Raw genomic sequence first — 14,373 nt, 5'->3', positions numbered from 1 at the left:
TCGCCCGGTCAGAACTTCTCTAACAGCGATTCATAGAACTCGCCGTCGTCATCGTCGGCCAGCTTCTCGACGATCAGCTCGGGCGTCGACCGCGCCAGCTGGTCTTTCACGGGCGACCGATTCACCTCCAACTCGCCGTCAACGAGCCCAACGGCTTCGATCCCGTCGACAGCAACGTCGATGGCGGCAGCCTCGCGGATCTCACGAGCCAGATGGGAGACGAAGACCGCGGCCGTCTGCTGTCGGTCGAGTGCTTCGAGGATGCCGGCGATGAGCTTCGCGCTCGCGCCCGGTTCGGTGATGCTCTCCAACTCGTCGACGAGCACGAGCCGGCCGTCAGCACCGGCGACGAGATCGCCGAAATCCTGGAGCGTGCTCTCGAAGGCTCCGGCGTCGAGTGTGCCCTGTGATTTGGCGTAGTAGTGGAGTTCGGAGAATCGAGAAAGTTGGGCGTGGTCGGCTGGCACCGGCAGCCCCATCTGGGCGGCGATGACGATGAGCCCAACCAGATCAAGCAGGGAAGTCTTCCCGCCGGAGTTGACACCCGATAGCAGTGTCACGCCCTCGACGCTGTAATCGACCGGCTCGACGGCCGCGAAGTCGACATCGAGGAGCGGCGAGCGACCGCCCTCGATGGTGAATCCTGGCCTGGACGCGGCGTCATCAGTATCATCGGTACCACCATCGTCGCCAGCAGCCTCATCATCGTCAACAGCGTTGCCGACGAACTCCGGCATCGTACAGTCGAAGTCGCGGGCGAAGGCGGCGATCGCCAACTCGACATCGAGTTCGAGCGCGTTGCGAACCAGCTCCTCGGCGGCAGGTTTGTGTGCCGCAAGCTCGTCGGCGAGATCGGCTTTCAGCTCGGCCGACCGGCGGTCGCGGGCGGTCGTCAGCTCGGTGTTGAGCCGCGAGACGGCATCGTCGCGCCGCGACACCGGAAACGTCGGCTCACCGCCGAAGATGTGGTCGGCCAACTCGGCCTCGTGGCCGGTGAGGTCGAGGCTGTCGACGAGGTGGTCGTGGGCCTTCTGGAGCGCGGCATCAAAGGCATCATCAAGCTCCCGCGCCAGCAGCGAGTCGACGCGGGCCCCCTGTTCGACCAACGAGAGGAAATCCTGGCCCTCGATAGTGACATCCCGCTCTTTGATCGCGTCTCGAAGATGGTCGTTGGCGACGGATTCGGCGGTTCCAACCGCGGCGTCGAGATCGTCGACAGCGGTGGCCAACCGCTCTAGCTCCTCATCGCCGACGATGGTGCCATCCTCGTCGACCCGCGAGAGGCTCTCGGTGAGCGCATCAAGATCGAGTGGTGGCTCCAACTCGCTTGCCTCATGAACGCGGCCAGCCGCCAGCAGCGTCCCACGGTTCTCGGCAAAAAAGGCCAGCAGGCGTTCGGGGACAACATCCGCGGGCGACTCCAGTGCGTCAGGCAGCACCCGCACGTCGCCGCTGAAATCACCGCCGGCGAAGGCCTCATCCAGCACGATCACCGTCGAATACGACCGGGCGAGCTCCTCGATATCGTGGCCGTCGTCGACGACCTCCGCCGAGAGTTCGGGAACCGCCTCCCGAGCGGCGGCGTACCGTTCGGCGTCGGTCGTCGCCAGACACCGCTCGCGGACGCGAAGGCCGGACGGCGATTCGAGCGGGGCGACATCGGCCAATGCCTCGCGGAGTTCGGGTGTCGGCTCCCGCTGGAGGGCGTCCTCGACGGTCGCTCTGACCTCCTCGATCCGGGACTCCTTCGTCGCGGGATACAGCGTTTCCAGCCGCTTTTTCGCGTAGGTGGTGACCGCACGCTCTTGGAGGAGCTTGAGAATCGAGTCGTACAGATCGCGGGCCTGGTCGGTCGCTAACAGCCCGCCGGGATCGTCGTGTCGCTGCCGGATCGCCCCGCGGGCGATGGCGGCCGCCCGCCCCTCGCTGATCCCCGGCGCGTCCATCAGCGTCAGTACATCACCCTGCTGTAACGCGGTTTCGGGATCGTCAAGCTCGGCCAGGGCGTTGGCGGTCTTTTCGCCAACACCCGGGATCGATTCGAACGCCATTCGCCTGCGAGTCTCGGGGGCGACGACTAAAGAATACGGGTCACGCCGCGGCCGCGCTCGCTTGCGCAGCCACGCTGCGTGCGCTTACAGCCATGTCGCTCGCGCTCACAGCATGGTGCGTGCGCTTACAGCCATGTCGCTCGCGCTCACAGCATGGTGCGTGCGCTTACAGCCATGGTCTGCACCTACAGCCACGGCGCGCGGGCGGTATCCTCCGGTGCGTAGTCGGTATCGGTCGCCGACTCCGGCGGCTCATCGGCGTCCTCGTCGGGCTCTTCGCCCCCATCGGGCGAGTAGGCCAACAGCCCCGAGACGACCAACACCGCCAGCGCGATCGGCGCGTCGGTGTTGAGCACACCGACAACCGGCAGGGCAAACACGCCGAGGGCGACGGCACTCCCGAACCGGAACCGATCGAGATCAACGACGCCGCGGAGCGTGGGTGCGGCCAGAGCCACCGCCAGCGCGAAGGCGACGCCGATGGCGGCGGTGATCGCCGCCCGCGCCACCAGCTCGCCGTCGACAACGACCTCAAGGGTCACGGCCGCCGGCCGAACGCTGGCGAGCAGCCCAAGCAGGATGATCACGCCCGGGCGGGGGAGATGTTCGCCCAGCTTCGCGCTGACGGTTCTGGCGGCGATCGCCAGGATGACAACCCCCGCAAATCGCTGGAAGATCGCCAGCTCAAGGGCACTTTCGATGGTTGGGGCGATTATGGCTTGCAGCGCGGCCAGGGGGACCAGTCCCGCGCCGATCAGCAGCACCGACCGCACCATCGACCACCGACCCTCGTCTAACTCCGCGAGGATGACCGCGACGGTCGCCGAGCCGCCGAAGACCAACAGCCCGGTTTCGAGCATCCCGCCCGGCGTCTCCAGCGTGCCGGCCAGCAACAGGGCGACAAACAGCCCATCGAGCAGCGGCAGTGCCATCACCGTCGCTAACAGCGTCGTTGCACCGCCGACGCGCTGCTCGATGGTGAGGGCAACCGGGTGTTCCGAGACGCTCATATGGGTTAGGGGCCGTCACCATCGGCCGAACGGTGATCCCGTCGCCGGACGCTCCCGGCGACAGCGAATCCGACTCCCAGCACCGCCGAAAACAGCGTCCACGTCGCTGATGTCTTCGTTCCAGCAGGTGAGCCGCGCTGCTGTGCAACCCGAAGCGACGTGGGATTCAGCTGGGAGTACATACATAGAGAGATAGGGTCGGATCGCTGTTAAACGTTCCGTGGGACACACCGCCATAGCCACGGATCGATATCGTGACACAGCGGACGTGAGTGTGGCGATACCACACGGAGCGGGCGACTCGCAACGTTTTTCCACCGGCCACGGCGACGGTTTATATGGAATCAGACCGCCCCTTCTCGGAAAAACTGGAGGTACCGGAGGCGTTGACGTTCGATGACGTGTTGCTCCGCCCGAAGGAGAGTCGCATTGAACCCGACGACGCCGACGTGTCGACCCGTGTCTCGAAGAACGTCGAGCTCAATATCCCGATCCTCTCGGCGGCGATGGATACTGTCACCGAGAGCGACACCGCCATCGGGATGGCCCGTGAGGGTGGCCTCGGCGTGCTCCATCGCAACATGGATATCGAGACGATGGTCGCCGAGATCGAGCGCATCAAACGCGCCGACGAGCTGGTGATCGATCGCGAGAACGTCGTCACCGCCAGCCCCGAGCAGACGATCGCCGAGGTGGATACGATGATGGGCCAGGAGGGTGTCTCCGGTGCGCCCGTCGTCGACGACGACGATACCGTCCTCGGGATTATCTCCGGCACCGATATCCGCCCGTATCTTGAGGTCGGCGAGACCGACGAGGTACGCGAGGCGATGACCGATGAGGTGATCACCGCCGGCGTCGACATCGAGGCCCGCGAGGCCCTAGAGCTGATGTACGAGTACAAGATCGAGCGCGTGCCGATCGTCGACGACGACGACACGCTCGTCGGCCTGGTCACGATGCAGGGGCTCCTCCAGCGGCGCGAAAATCAGGACGCCGCCCACGACGGCGACGGCCAGCTGGTCTGTGGGGCCGCTGTCGGCCCCTTCGAGACCGATCGGGCGACCGCCGCCGACGAGGCCGGCGCGGACGTGCTCTTCATCGATTGTGCCCACGCCCACAACCTGAACGTCATCGAGTCGGCCCGCGAGATCAAGGACGCCGTCGAGGCCGACGTGGTCGTCGGCAACGTCGGCACCAGCGAGGCCGCCGCGGAGGTCGTCGATTTCGCCGACGGGATCAAGGTCGGCATCGGGCCGGGCTCGATCTGTACCACCCGGGTCGTCACCGGCGCGGGCATGCCACAGATCACCGCGGTCGCCGAGGTCGCCGACGTGGCTGCACAGGAGGACGTACCCGTGATTGCCGACGGCGGGATCCGGTACTCCGGCGACGCGATCAAGGCGATCGCCGCGGGTGCCGACGCTGTCATGCTTGGCTCCTATTTCGCGGGCACCGAGGAGGCCCCCGGCCGCGTCATCACGATGAACGGCAAGAAGTACAAGCAGTACCGCGGGATGGGCAGCGTCGGCGCGATGAAATCCGGCGGCGGCGACCGCTATCTCAAGGACGACGAGGACGGCGAGGAGTTCGTTCCTGAGGGTGTCGAGGCCGCAACCCCGTACAAAGGGACGCTCGCCTCCGAGCTCCACCAGCTTGTTGGTGGAATGCGCTCGGGGATGGGGTATGTCGGTGCGGCAACGATCCCCGAGTTCAAGGAACGCTCGGAGTTCGTCCGCGTCTCGTCGGCCGGCCAAACCGAGGGCCACCCACACGACGTGATGATCACCGACGAGGCACCGAACTACAGCCCCGACGAGTAACTGGTGAACGGCTGTTGGCGGCTGTCAGTGGAACCCGCGGCCAACGTCGTCGTCCTCGATCAGCTCATCCAGCTCCGCGTTCAGCAGCTCCTCGGCCTCCTCGAAGCTCTCCGATAGGTTCTCCAAGCGGTCGGGTCGTTCGCTGAGCTCGTACTTCATCGGGCCGAACGCCGGGCTGTCGACGGCATCCATCACATCCGAAAAGAACTGCTCGGCGGAGGCTTCACCGTCGGCGTGGTGCCGAAGGGTCGATTCAAGCTGTGACGCAATCGATTCGGCGTCGGACTCATCTTTGGGTGGCTGTTGCATCGCAAACCGCCCGGGGTCGTCGCCGCGGCGCGGCAACAACGGATCGATCTCGTCGTCGATCTTACGGGCGATCTGCGTGCCGACGCCGCGGAGCTCGGTCGGGTTTTTCGCGTACGTTTTGAGATGGTACACCCCACCGTTTGGGTGGCCGAGATAGAAATCCTCACCGACACCCGTGGCTCGCTGGCCGGCGATCGCCCGCCAGCCCTCGGGATCGTGATCGCTGTCGACAACCGTCGAGAGGATGTCCTGCCAATCGCGGATCTGCATACCGATCGATAGGGGTGCCCCCAGAAAGACAGTTATGGACGCCTACGGCCCGAGCGGTTTCATCTCACAGTGGGTCGCCAAGGCGTCTTCAAGCTCATCGTACGGCGGGAACGCCGGCCACTCGTCGGCAACCCAGGCGTACCGAACCGTTTGGTCGGTGTCGATCAGGAACACCGCGGGTCGTGGCTCGGCAACCCCGGCCATCCCGTCGAGATCGTTGACGATGTCGTACTGTTCGGCCACGCCGTTGGCTGGATCACTGAACAGCGGGGTGTCGATCCCGCGCTCCTCGATGAACGTCGTATGCTCGTACGGCGTCGAGATCGACAGCCCGGCGATCGTGAGCTGGTAGGTGTCCTCGAAATCCCGATCCCGGAGCTCGTTCCAGATGTACGTCGCCGGAAACGCGCCGTCCATCGGGTAACAGACCAACAACAGCGGCTCCCCATCGAGCAGCGACGACAGCGACACATCCTCCCAGTATTCGTCGGTCACCAGCGGGCGGGTGAACTCGGGGGCATCATCGCCCTCGGTCGGGTGGTCGGTTGCCGGGAGGTCGACGATATCGAAGTCAAGATCCATTACTCGGCACCTCCGTACGTCTTGTCGAGATACTCGACGATGTTACCGCTTTCTGACATCGTCACGCCGGTGTTGTCGTCGACGATCGCGGGGACGGTTCGCGCGCCGCTGAGCCGTTTGACCGCGTTGCGATCGGAGTGCATCGGTTCAACAAACCGTGAGGTGTAGTCGATGTCGTAGTCCGCGAGCTTGCGGACGACCCGTTCACAGAACGGACAGGCCTGGAGCCGATACAGCGTGATCGGTGCCGTGTCGTCTGAGTCGCTCATTGGTCGCCGTAGGGCTGAGAGTGGGGTAAAGATGTCGCTGTTGCCCGACTTGGTGACACCGGGGGCGGCCGTGTGAGCTTGCACTCGGCGGTTGGGTCGGCAGCTCGGCGGGAGCCTATCCACCTCTGTTGGTGCCTATCTGTCACACTGGCGATAGCAACGCGGCGGAGATATTGCGGTCGAAGATGCTAATAGTTATTATTTCGTCGCCACTCAGTTGTTATATGAGCGTTGTCAGCGTCTCGATGCCAGAAGAGCTGCTCGAACGGATCGATGAGTTTGCCGACGACCACGGCTACACCGGTCGCAGCGAGGTCGTCCGCGAGGCCAGCCGGACGCTGTTGGGCGAGTTCGAGGACAAACGGCTCGAAGGCCGCGAGCTGATGGGCGTTGTCACCGTGTTGTTCGATTATGAGACGACCAGCGTTGAGGAGAAAATGATGCATCTCAGACACGAACACGAGGGGATTGTCACCGCGAACTTTCACAGTCATGTCGGCGGCCATCACTGCATGGAGCTGTTCGTGCTTGAGGGCTCCTTAGAGGAGATCTCGGCGTTCGTCGGCCAGATCCGCGCTACGAAGGATACGCTGACGGTCGATTACTCCGTGCTGCCGGTCGACGATTTCGGCCCGCTGGCTGATATGAGCTGATCGCTTCCGGCTCAGCCGACAGCAACCCACGCCGCGACGACGACGAGGCTTCCCAGCAGCGTGCTGGCGACCGCATGGGTTCGAAGCTGATCGAGGAGATGATGGGAGTTTTCCTCCAGCGACAGCACCTGATCGATCTCGCTGCCGGTTTCGCATTTCGGGAGGAAATCCATGGCGACGTGGAGAAAGATCCCGGCCGCAAACCCGAAGACAACGGCGTTGATGATCGGTTGATCTGGAACCGGCAGGACGGCCGTCGGGATCGCCGTCAGCCCGACGCCGGCCGCCGGCAACAACAGCACCGCCGCCGACCGATCGTCACGCGCGAGGCGGCGGGCGGCGGCGTAGCCGGCTGGGCCCTTGTGTGAGACGATCGCCAGCCCGAGCAACAGTCCGAGCGACGGCATCGAGCCGTAGACGATGCCGATGATCGCCCCCGCCGAGAGGGCATGCACCGTAATTTGGGTGGCGGTGATATCCAGCGGGAGGTCGACATGTGTCAGTCGGTGGCCGATCGTGTGCGCGCTGTAGCCGAGGATCACGCCGAGCGCGAGGCCGATCCCGCCGAACTGCGGCGTGCCGACCGCCCCAGCAAGGCCGATCGCCTGTGGGACGAGAAACATCGCCGCGCTCATGATCATCGCGCCGCTGGCCAGCCCGTATCCCCAGACGAGGCCGACGGGATCGGTTTCGCTTGCCCGCGCGCCGAGCCACGCGCCGCCGGCCATCGCCACGCAGGCAACCCACCCGATGACGACAACCTTCAGAACGGAGTCGTCGACACCAGCGATCCCGTACCGCTGGCTCCCGAATGCGGCCACGGACGCGGCCACAAGCCCGATGACAGACAGCAGCCCGAGGCGAGCCCCGGCACGCACCGAGTTATTAACTTTGGCGTCCGAGTTAGCAGTCACTGGAAACAACGACCCCCTCGGTGCGAATAAATCCGTCGCAACCGAGTTTGGGTCGACAGCGGCGGGTGCCGCTCAGGGGTCGACCACCGTTACGTCGGTGTTGCCGGCTGCCGAACAGCACGCGGGCGCGTCGCTATCGCCGGCATCAGTGTCAGTATCGTCGGCATCGTCGTCGGTATCGGCTTCCTCGATATCGGCCTCGCTGTCGTCAGCACCGTCGGCTTCGTTGGCGGCCTCCCCTCGGTTGTCGGCCTCGGGCCCGACCTGTTCTCGAACCCACGAGGAGAGCCCATCCAGAATCTGGATTCCCATACGAGCAGCCTTCGGCGCGTTTCGGTAAAATGATTGGGCCGGTAGCCGACGAGTTGACGATGGTGTTCACCCGCTGTCACCGGGGGGCTGCCCGGCAAACACGACCGTCGACAGCAGGTACTCATCGCTGGGAAGCTGGAGCTGTTCGTTGATCCCGGGGTAGTCCAGCCCGTTGTGTGGGCGACTGCCGATCCCAAGCTCGGTCGCCAGCAGCTGGAGGGTTTGGATGACCGCGCCGGCCTCAATCGCGGCGAACAGATACGCCATCTCGCCGTACCGGTCGGCTGAGTACCCTAAGCGTGCTGTGATCACGATGGCTGCGGCAACAGCCTCGTCTGTGATCCATGTCCAGTGCTCCCGAAGCCACTCGCTGTAGTCGCCGGCGTCGAGCTGTTCAAGTACGTCCTCGTGGCCGGCGTAGTGGTAGATCCCTGATTCGATATCCGGCGAATCAAGCACGATCGGATACAACTCCAGCGGGTAACACGCCCCCGCGGAGGCCACAGGGCGACGGCTGTCGCCGGCGTTCGTGCCGCCAGCGGCGTCGCGGATAGGACCGTAGGCGTACGTCAGCAACGTCGCCAGCTCGCTGTCGGTGATCGGCCGTCGCTCGGTGGCGTCGGTATACGAGGCTCGCTGTGCGATGGCTGCCGACAGAGCCGAGGTTTCGGGGGACGCAAGCGGGACACGCTCGGCCCGGCGGTACTCCTTGGTCGACGCCGAGGACTGCGTTGTCGTCGACTTCGGGGCCAACATGGCGTCTGACAACAGCGGTGGCAGGTTCTTGTGGTAGAGCTCATACAGGTGCTCAAACGCCGTGTCATCGAACGGGATCGTGTCGGTAGGGGGTGTATTAGGCATCGTTAGGAGGTGTGTTGGGTATTGTCAGGGGAAGGGGTGTGGGACGGTGTTGATCGCAGCCGGATCGATCGGCGTTGTTCGATACCCCATCTCGACGGGAACCGATTCGAGTCGACCCCCGCCAAGATACCGTAACCGCTCGACGAGATACAGCGGCTGAAGCCGGGGGACGATCACCCGCTGGACGGTCACGTCCAACGCCGCGATCTCCCGTGTCGTCACGTCGACCGCGTAGGCGTCGTACCCCGAATCTGTGACCGCATCGACGAGGCTGGTCGGCGTGTCGGACGCAAACCCAGCAAACGATGTTGTTCGCTCGCTGTCGATCCAAAACGCCAGGTCGGCGATCCGGTCGTGATCGGCCCACAGCAGCCCCCGCTCCGCAAACGAATCGATATCGGCGGGGTCGATCTCTCCTGGTGTGCGGTCGGTGGCATCCAACCGATGAATCGTCGCTAGCCGCGTCTGTATCACCTCCGCGAGCGCGTCCTCGATCACGCTCGCCGCATCCAGGCCCGCGGCCGCGGCGACGCTGACGGCCGGTCGGCATGCGCGGTCGATACATACCGCGATGGCGACCGGGACGCCGAGATCGGTCGTCGCGTCCAACACCGTCAGCTCACACCCATTGGCGGTGACACGCCGAGACAGGCGTTGAATCCGCGGTGGGACGGTATCGAGCGCGATCCGCGGCAGCTCGGTGGCGGTGAGATAGTAGAGCATGAACGCGTCGCGCTCGATACACTCCGCTAGCCCGTTTTCGATCGCCATCGCTCGATCCTGGCCGGCGGCCAGCCCCGTTGAGATCGGGTTGCGGATGAACGGCTCGGCGGCCGGCGGATAGGAGAGATACACCAACTGTGCCGGGATCTGGGTGGTCGCCCCCGATTCGAGATCGACACCAGCAACCCACGCGATCTGATCCTCGGTTCCACAGAGCTCGGTGTCCCCGTCCATCGTTGCCCGCTGGTGGGCTGCGAAGTTGACGACCCTGGTCGGATCGAGAGCGGGGTCGGCGAGGTCGTTGAAGACGGCTGTCCGAAGGTGTTCCTCGCGGTAGAGACAGCCACAGTAGCGTTCGATCGCCTCACCGTAGGCTGCGACGAGCGCGCTGTCCTTGGTGAACGCACAGCCACCCTCGCTGTGTCCCATTGGGTTTCCATCGGTAAACGGGGTGAAATCCTCCCGCTCGACGACGTAGCTCTCGACGCTCGGCTCATCCGGCGGCACCGACACCCGCCGCACGCCGGTGATGATACCCGTCGTTGGCTCCGCGATCTGTTGGAGTCGCTCGCGGTCGCTTTGCCTCTCGGTGTCAACGTGGCTATCCGCCTCGGTGTCGACATGGCTATCGACCGCGGTAATCGTGAGCTCTTCGGTCATCGATGCCCACCCTCCGCAGGGGTCGCTCGCTCACACACCGCACAGTGTGGGCTGGCAAAGACACGCGGTGTCTCAATATTGCCGTCGTAATGATCGTAGACAACAAACTGTTCGTCCAGATACCGTGGGAGCGCGCCGAGCAGTGCGCGAAATATGAGCTCGGTGACGGTGTCGGTGTAGGCCCGCAGGTAGGGTGGGTCGCCGCCGATTGTCTCGCTGATGAGGCGGCCGCCTGCCTTGTTCGCATCCACGCGGCTGTACACACAGTCCAAACAGGCGCCGGCGGTCGGCGTGAGCACCGGCCCGAGCCGCCAGCCCGTTTCCGTCAGCCGCGTCTTCACCAGTGTTGCCGAGGCGGCGGCCCAGTGGTCATTCGCCGTCGTCCACGCTGGGCTCCGTTCGAGTGCTTCGCTCAGGAGGATCACATCCGGCGCGGTCGACGGCGTGTCTGACGGTTCGTGGGTCGTCACTGAGACGCCGGCCGCGCGCAGGCGATCACATACCCCAGTAACCGGTTCCTGCTCGCCGAAGACCCCAACCGACTGTGCCGTGAGCGTTGCCGGGAGTTCCTGGCGGCGAGCCTGCGAGACGGCCGGAAGGATCGGCTCAAGCAACCCTCCCCAGTCGTTGGCCTGAAGCTCGTCCGGGATCGCTCGGGCGTCGTAGGCCAGCCCGGCCGCATACAGCGACTCGATGGTTTCGGCGTCCCACTCATCCCGCCGATCGAGCAGATCGCGTGCCGCCGTGGTTCCATCCATCGCTGCCAGCAGCTCACAGACCGCGGTCACGTTGTCACCCTGGATGGTTTTCAGCGTGTGTGGTGTCCGAACCACCGCCTCGTCGTCGTGGATGCCGTAGCCCGTCGGACTGTACGTCGCCGGATAGGAGTCCATCGGTGTGCTGTTCTCGTGTGGGCGTATAACATCCAGGGCGTCGATGCTGATTTCTCGCGGAAAGTGCCCTGCTGTGTGCGCTCAGCGGCTCAACTCCCCTATCTCGGTCGGCGGGCGAACGCAGAAATTTTCTATAGCGGCATATGGTTTATTAGTTCGGTGTCGGACAGCGCGAACCTCCTGGTCGTGTTTGTGTCATGATAATACGCGATAGATATTGCTCTCATAGGTTGCTCTGACCTGCCCACCCCAGTTGTGTGTGTAGGTGTCGATGATGTCGTCGGCCACGTCGCCCCGGAGGTATTTCACCACGCCACGGTCGCCCGTGCGATCCCGCAGATGCGTTGTGAAGAAGTGTCGGAAGTAGTGCGGGGTGACGTTGTCAGCGGCATCGCCACCGGTGTCATACCACCCAGCAGCCTCGGCGTGGTCGGTAACGATGGTTCGCACCGCCCGCGGTGTGAGTCGCTGGCCCCACTCACCGCTGGTGTAGACAAACAGCGGCTCGGCCGGCGACGGGCTGTCCGGCCGGATCGCCAGCCAGCGTTTGAGGACGGCGCGAAGCTCCGTATCGACGGGGATCACCGTCGCCCGCTTGCGTTTATTCGAGGCTGTCCGCTCCTCGCCGTTGACGCTCGCGCCGACCGCGGGCTCGTTGTCGACATACAGGGAGTTCGGCCGGGTCGCAAGCTGCGGTCGCGGGTCGACGGCGAAGGCCTCCGCGATCTCTGTATCCTCGACAGCAAGATCTCGCAGATCGAGATTACAGAGCTCACCGACCCGCATCCCGGTTTTCAGCAGCGTGACGATCAACGCCTGATCGAGCGGGTGGTGGATGTCGGCGACGAACGACCGCATGCGGTCGATGCTGATCTCTCGCCGGGAGGGATCCTTCTCGATGGTTTCATCCAGCTCCTCGACGACAAGCGTCATCGGGTTCGACTCGAAGACCCCAACCTGGGTCATGTAGGCGTAAAATCGGTGGAGATAGGCGGCGTAGCTGGCGATCGTGCTGTCGGTGACCGTCCCGCGAAGGCTGTGAACCCACGCCATGCAGTCTCGGTGGGTTGCCTCCGAGGGAGCCAGCGGGCGTCCGGTCGCGTTGCGATCTGCATCGGACAGAAACGTCTCAAACCGCCGGAGTACGCGGCCGTAGGCGTCGCGTGTGCGTTCGGTTTTCCCGTGATAGGTGAGATCTTCGAGGAAGTACGCGATCGGGTCATCCGGATCGTCGGTGGTTGCGGTGGTACTCATGGGTCGACCCTCGTGTAGCCGCCGTTGCGGCCGCTGTAGCGGATCCGATCGTCCGCCTGCAGCGAATCGAGACAGGATTCGAGGCGATCCTCAAAATCACCTGAGAGTGTCTCGACCAGCTGCTCCCAGGATAGCGACCCGTTCGATTCGAGAACCTCCAGCACCCGTGTTTCGAGGTCGTCACCCCAAGGGTCTGTGGTGTTAGAAGTGGGTTCCACAGCTCCGGATTCAACTGTGAAATCCTTCCGGCCGGCTTGCACCATCGTTCGGACAAACTCCGCCTGACTCATGTCCAGCTTTTCGGCGTGTTCTGTCCACTCGGTTTTTTGTCGTGTCGGGACGTAGGTGACGACACGCGCTCGGTCACTTTGGTCGTCAGCAGCCATGGAACAGGGTATGCAAAACAGCTACTTGAATCTACCCACACTACTGCTGATAAGGGATCTTATCCGCTGATCTGTATTTACTAAACAGGTGTTGATATGCATATATCGACAAAATAACCTCTTCTATGTGTATAGATAAGACGATAGATAGAAATGATGCTGAAGCTATAGGATACTTCCATTACGGGGTCGCTGCGGATGCGGTTTGATTTGTGACCGCAATCGATGTCATCATCGGCAACGATCTCTGTAACGCTCAGCCGATTGGATGGGATGGAGGTGGGAACGTATTTTCTGTGGCGGCCGAGACTTGGCGGCGTAGCTGCCTGCTGCCCGGTCGTTATCGACTTGTGATGCGCGTTCAGCTAAGGGCTCACAAATCGGTCAGCGCGCTGGTGCACATTCGGGAGAAGGGTTCGCTTGTGCCGACACGAGCTGTTGAACGCCTTTGAGGCGCGATGTTTCGGTCTTCCAGATTTCGACCTCTGGTCGCGGAAAATCGGTGTATTTCGAGGGTTAGGGTGAGTGATCGACCAGCCGACTACCGCGCTGTCGTCAATTGACACTGCCAGCTGAAGCCACGAACCCACTGTCGCAGAACGTCGACGAAAGACATTCGGGTCATAGTACCCAGAAGTGACCACACCATCAGCCGGTCTCGACTTGTCGATACCCGATTGTAAGCCATCGTCAGACTCGCCTGTGAAAGCTGACCGGACTACGCCAGTTGGTGCTCAATCAGTGCTGATCGGTAATCGCTACCTACTGAGAGCAACAGATTGCTTGTTGATGGACGTTGGGATCGTCCAGCCACCATCACATAAATTGCATGCCGCTATACAAAATTCGCAGAGATATTTCGCCGGATCGACCCCGATATGAAATCGATTGAAACCAACAGCACCCGAGCGACTATTTCAGTCGTTCCTGCAAAAACGAGGGATGGGCGGCGGTAACGCCCTCGATAGAGAGGATCTCTTCGCTGATCACGTCGCCGAGGGAGTCTCCGTCTTGAGCGCGAACCTCCGCCATCAACATGTGGTCGCCCGAGGAGCTGTACAACGCCTCGATCGACTCCAACCCTTTGAGTGCCCGTGTCGCCTCAACGTAGAGCTCGCTGGCGACGTCGACACCGACCATGGCGATGCTCTGTGAGGAGAGCTTCTTTGGGTCGACCTCAGCGGAGTAGCCAACGATTACACCCTCCTCTTCGAGCTGTTGGATATACTTCCGCACCGTGGGTTTCGACACCTCAGCCCGCTCGGCGATCTCGGCGTAGGAGGCCTGGGCATCATCCTCCAACACCGAGAGAATACGGTCTTCGGTCGCTGTCGTGCTCATACGTACGGTTTCGTTTCGATAAAAAAATACCTTGCGAACGAAAAAACCGATTTGGACTGCGT

At 63.2% G+C, this 14,373-nt stretch carries 16 protein-coding genes; 2 read left to right on the top strand and 14 right to left on the bottom strand.

The genetic code is table 11. The annotated features are described in order from the left end of the window. Positions 1–8 precede the first annotated feature (8 nt). From EWF95_RS13010 to EWF95_RS13655, 3 genes are all read right to left on the bottom strand, one after another. Positions 9–2,051 carry a MutS-related protein gene (locus EWF95_RS13010; protein WP_142444519.1) on the bottom strand — a complete coding sequence of 681 codons (2,043 nt, stop codon included), beginning with the start codon at positions 2,049–2,051 and terminating at the stop codon, positions 9–11. 185 nt (positions 2,052–2,236) lie between these two features. Then, positions 2,237–3,061 carry a DUF5794 domain-containing protein gene (locus tag EWF95_RS13005; RefSeq protein WP_142444518.1) on the bottom strand — a complete coding sequence of 275 codons (825 nt, stop codon included), beginning with the start codon at positions 3,059–3,061 and terminating at the stop codon, positions 2,237–2,239. Positions 3,062–3,066: 5 nt separating this feature from the next. Continuing rightward, complete coding sequence (locus EWF95_RS13655; protein ID WP_185911789.1) at positions 3,067–3,243, bottom strand: hypothetical protein; 177 nt, start codon at positions 3,241–3,243, stop codon at positions 3,067–3,069. Positions 3,244–3,399: 156 nt separating this feature from the next. On the opposite strand from EWF95_RS13655, the gene guaB reads away from it, so the two are divergent. After that, entirely contained in the window at positions 3,400–4,884 is a 1,485-nt protein-coding gene (gene guaB / locus EWF95_RS13000) for an IMP dehydrogenase (RefSeq protein WP_142444517.1), read from the top strand. A gap of 24 nt (positions 4,885–4,908) precedes the next feature. Here the strand turns inward: guaB and EWF95_RS12995 are convergent, their stop codons facing one another. The 3 genes from EWF95_RS12995 to EWF95_RS12985 are packed head-to-tail and all read right to left on the bottom strand — an operon-like array spanning position 4,909 to position 6,314. Further along, on the bottom strand, positions 4,909–5,463 hold the full coding sequence (locus EWF95_RS12995) for a hypothetical protein (protein WP_142444516.1): 555 nt from the start codon (positions 5,461–5,463) through the stop codon (positions 4,909–4,911). Between the two features lie 42 nt (positions 5,464–5,505). Further along, the gene (locus EWF95_RS12990; protein ID WP_142444515.1) at positions 5,506–6,045 is read right to left on the bottom strand and encodes a redoxin domain-containing protein; all 540 of its coding nucleotides are present in this window, start codon (positions 6,043–6,045) and stop codon (positions 5,506–5,508) included. Next, on the bottom strand, positions 6,045–6,314 hold the full coding sequence (locus tag EWF95_RS12985) for a glutaredoxin family protein (RefSeq protein WP_142444514.1): 270 nt from the start codon (positions 6,312–6,314) through the stop codon (positions 6,045–6,047). Before EWF95_RS12985 ends, EWF95_RS12990 begins: the two co-directional genes overlap by 1 nt. A gap of 224 nt (positions 6,315–6,538) precedes the next feature. Between EWF95_RS12985 and EWF95_RS12980 the strand changes: the two genes are divergently transcribed. Continuing rightward, positions 6,539–6,967, top strand: coding sequence for a CopG family ribbon-helix-helix protein (locus EWF95_RS12980; RefSeq protein WP_142444513.1), 429 nt, complete (start codon positions 6,539–6,541; stop codon positions 6,965–6,967). An 11-nt stretch (positions 6,968–6,978) separates the two neighbouring features. On the opposite strand, the gene EWF95_RS12975 is transcribed toward EWF95_RS12980, so the two are convergent. The 8 genes from EWF95_RS12975 to lrpA1 form a co-directional block, all read right to left on the bottom strand. Beyond that, positions 6,979–7,881, bottom strand: a complete 903-nt coding sequence (locus EWF95_RS12975; protein ID WP_142444512.1) for a ZIP family metal transporter — start codon at positions 7,879–7,881, stop codon at positions 6,979–6,981. 72 nt (positions 7,882–7,953) lie between these two features. Further along, on the bottom strand, positions 7,954–8,193 hold the full coding sequence (locus tag EWF95_RS12970; RefSeq protein ID WP_142444511.1) for a hypothetical protein: 240 nt from the start codon (positions 8,191–8,193) through the stop codon (positions 7,954–7,956). A gap of 66 nt (positions 8,194–8,259) precedes the next feature. Then, positions 8,260–9,054 carry a SagB/ThcOx family dehydrogenase gene (locus EWF95_RS12965; RefSeq protein WP_142444510.1) on the bottom strand — a complete coding sequence of 265 codons (795 nt, stop codon included), beginning with the start codon at positions 9,052–9,054 and terminating at the stop codon, positions 8,260–8,262. A gap of 24 nt (positions 9,055–9,078) precedes the next feature. Beyond that, a complete protein-coding gene (locus EWF95_RS12960; RefSeq protein ID WP_142444509.1) occupies positions 9,079–10,437 on the bottom strand; it encodes a YcaO-like family protein in 1,359 nt (452 codons plus the stop codon). Beyond that, positions 10,434–11,330 (bottom strand): hypothetical protein, encoded by an 897-nt coding sequence (locus EWF95_RS12955; RefSeq protein WP_142444508.1) that lies wholly within the window; start codon positions 11,328–11,330, stop codon positions 10,434–10,436. The genes EWF95_RS12960 and EWF95_RS12955 overlap by 4 nt, the downstream gene beginning before the upstream one ends. Positions 11,331–11,525: 195 nt before the next feature. Continuing rightward, entirely contained in the window at positions 11,526–12,584 is a 1,059-nt protein-coding gene (locus EWF95_RS12950; protein ID WP_142444507.1) for a tyrosine-type recombinase/integrase, read from the bottom strand. After that, positions 12,581–12,970, bottom strand: a complete 390-nt coding sequence (locus tag EWF95_RS12945) for a DUF5805 domain-containing protein (RefSeq protein WP_142444506.1) — start codon at positions 12,968–12,970, stop codon at positions 12,581–12,583. Before EWF95_RS12945 ends, EWF95_RS12950 begins: the two co-directional genes overlap by 4 nt. Positions 12,971–13,882: 912 nt before the next feature. Continuing rightward, positions 13,883–14,311 carry an HTH-type transcriptional regulator LrpA1 gene (lrpA1, locus tag EWF95_RS12940; protein ID WP_142444505.1) on the bottom strand — a complete coding sequence of 143 codons (429 nt, stop codon included), beginning with the start codon at positions 14,309–14,311 and terminating at the stop codon, positions 13,883–13,885. Positions 14,312–14,373: the final 62 nt, after the last annotated feature.

The sequence above is a fragment of the Halonotius roseus genome (genome assembly GCF_006861655.1).
Lineage (GTDB): Archaea > Halobacteriota > Halobacteria > Halobacteriales > Haloferacaceae > Halonotius > Halonotius roseus.
This window is presented reverse-complemented; position numbering and strand designations above follow the sequence as displayed.